Genomic DNA, 1,758 nt, shown 5'->3' on the forward strand with positions numbered 1-1,758 from the left:
ATCCTCGACTACGAGCAAGAGCCGCCGGCCGAGATTGCCGCGCGGATCGATCGCCGCATTCCGGACTTTTCGGAGACCTTTTCGCCGCGGCTGCCGCTCGGCTTCAACTACGGCCGCCACATGCTGTGGCTGCAGGAGGTCGATCCCGACGCGTTCGCTACGTCGAAATCGATCCTCGGCTATCCGCAATACTGGAGCTGGCGCCTTGGCGGGCGGGCGGTCTCGGAAGTGTCCTATCTCGGCTGCCATTCGCATCTGTGGGCGCCGCGGAGCCAGGACTTTTCCTCGCTGGTCGACGCGCAGGGCTGGCGTGACCGGATGCCTGGCTTCGAGCGCGCCGGCACCGTTATCGGCGAGCACCGCCTCGGCGCTGCGGCGCGACCGATCGCCATCCACAACGGCGTCCATGATTCGAATGCGGCGCTCTATGCCTATCGCCGGCAGGAGCTTGGCCCGGTCACCGTCGTTTCGACCGGCACCTGGGTCGTCGTGCTCAATCCGGATTGCCCGCTCGACACGCTCGACCGGGATCGCGACATGCTGGTCAATGTCGATGTCGGCGGCGGCCCGGTGCCGACCATTCGCTTCATGGGCGGACGCGAATTCGCAACCATCAGCGGCGGCTGGCAAGGCGAGATCGCCGGTCCGGTGGTGCAGCGGGTGATCGATGCCGGCATCATGGCGCTGCCGAGCTTCGCGCCAGGCGGGCCGATGCCCAGTCAGTCCGGCCGGCTGGTGGGGCGCATGCCCGATGCCGGGGAACGCGCGGCCACCGCGCTGCTCTACGTCGCGCTGATGGTCGATCTGTCGCTCGACCTCATCCATTCGAACAACACGGTGATCGTCGATGGCGGGCTGAACACAGGCGGTGTGTTGGCCGGACTGCTGGCGCAGTTGCGTCCCGGCCAGGCTTTCCTGCAGGGCGCCACGCTGGAGGGCAGCGCCACGGGTGCAGCGGCGCTCGCCTTCGAGAGCGTCGGGCGCGAATTCGCCGCCGAAGTTCCAGAGCCGGTGCACGCGTCGCGTTTCACCGGGTTGGCAGGCTATCGCAGCAACTGGCGTGACGCCACGATGGACCAGAGCGTCGCCGGTGCGGCAGTGGGAGGCGCGCGATGAGTGCGATTGCCCAGGCTGAGACGGCGCGCCAGCCGGTGCTGGAGATGCGCCACATCTCCAAGACGTTCGGCGCGATCCGTGCCTTGCACGATGTCTCGCTCAGCGTCCATGCCGGGGAGCTGCACGCCCTGATGGGCGAGAACGGCGCCGGCAAGTCGACATTGATGAAAGTGCTTTCAGGCGCCTATCGGCCGGATGCCGGCGGCGAGATCCTGATCGACGGCATGCCGGCTGCGACCGGCGATCCGATCAAGGCGCGCGCCAGCGGCGTCGCGGTGATCTATCAGGAGCTGTCGCTGGCGCCCAATCTGACGGTGGCGCAGAACATCTTCCTCGGCAACGAGCCGCGACGCTTCGGCATCGTCGATCGCGACCAGTGCACCCGGCGCGCCAGCGAGATCATCAAGCGGCTCGGCGTTTCCTTTTCGGCCCGCGACATGGTCTCCAGCCTGTCGCTCGGCGAGCGCCAGCTGGTCGAGATCGCCCGCGCGCTATCGACCAATGCGCGCATCATCGTCATGGACGAGCCGACCACGTCGCTGACCTCGCGCGAGACCGACCGGCTGTTCGAGGTCATCGCGACGCTGAAATCGCAAGGCATCGCCATCATCTACATCAGCCACCGCATGGAAGAGGTCTACC

At 67.1% G+C, this 1,758-nt stretch carries 2 protein-coding genes; both read left to right on the top strand.

The annotated features are described in order from the left end of the window. Positions 1 to 1,116 (top strand): carbohydrate kinase (locus EN994_RS29825; protein ID WP_127308074.1); only part of this gene is annotated, 1,116 nt, incomplete at its 5' end. Next, positions 1,113 to 1,758: ATP-binding cassette domain-containing protein (locus tag EN994_RS29830; RefSeq protein WP_164746346.1), on the top strand; the 646-nt coding region annotated here is incomplete at its 3' end. The genes EN994_RS29825 and EN994_RS29830, both read left to right, overlap by 4 nt.

Origin of the sequence: Mesorhizobium sp. M7A.F.Ca.CA.002.09.1.1 (genome assembly GCF_003998555.1) — a bacterium.
Taxonomy (GTDB): domain Bacteria; phylum Pseudomonadota; class Alphaproteobacteria; order Rhizobiales; family Rhizobiaceae; genus Mesorhizobium; species Mesorhizobium ciceri.